General features: G+C 57.6%; 1 protein-coding gene. It reads left to right on the forward strand.

Going from position 1 to position 635, the window contains the following annotated elements:
- Positions 1–635, forward strand: a 635-nt coding sequence (locus tag DMC61_RS41300) for a hypothetical protein (RefSeq protein WP_199750247.1), incomplete at both ends; no start/stop codon positions are given.

Consider the following 635-nt stretch of genomic DNA (forward strand, 5'->3'; position numbering starts at 1 on the left):
GCGAGCGGCACCGAGCCCGGAAAGCCCGGCAAAGAGGAGGACCGCGGCGAGGGGCGCGAAGGGGGGGCGCGGCGGAAGGTGGGAAGAAAGACGAGGAGAGGGGAGGGAAAAGAGGAGGGGGAGAGGGAGGAGGGAGGAGAAGGAAAGAAGAGAGAGAGGCGGAGAAAGGGAGGAAGAAGAAGGAGGGAAAAAGAGGAGGAAAAAGGGAGAGAAGAGAGAGAGGAAAAGGAAAAGGGAGGGAAGAGGGAGAGAAAGGGGGGGAAGGGGGGAGAGAGGAGAAGGGAAAGGAAAGGAAGCGGGGAGGAGGAAAGAAGGGGAGGGAGGAAAAGGGGAAGGAAAGAGGAGGAAGGGAGAGAAAAGGAGGGGAGAAAGGAAGGAAGGGAGGAGAGGGCGGAGGAAGACAAGAGAGGAAGGAGGAGGGAAGAGAGGAAAAGAGGAAAGAGGAAGAAAGAGAAAAAGAAAAGGAAAAAAAGAGGAGAAGAAGAAAGGAGGGAAGAAGAAAGAAGGAAGAGGGGGGAAGAAGAAGAGAGAGAAGAAGGGGGAGAGGAAGGGAGAAAGGAGAGAGAGGGGGAAGAGGTCGGTGCGCACGAAGACCGCGGCGACGCCCGCCGCACCGAGAACGCCGACGATCACCT

The sequence above is a fragment of the Amycolatopsis sp. WAC 04169 genome (assembly GCF_003947535.1).
GTDB classification, from domain to species: domain Bacteria; phylum Actinomycetota; class Actinomycetes; order Mycobacteriales; family Pseudonocardiaceae; genus Amycolatopsis; species Amycolatopsis keratiniphila.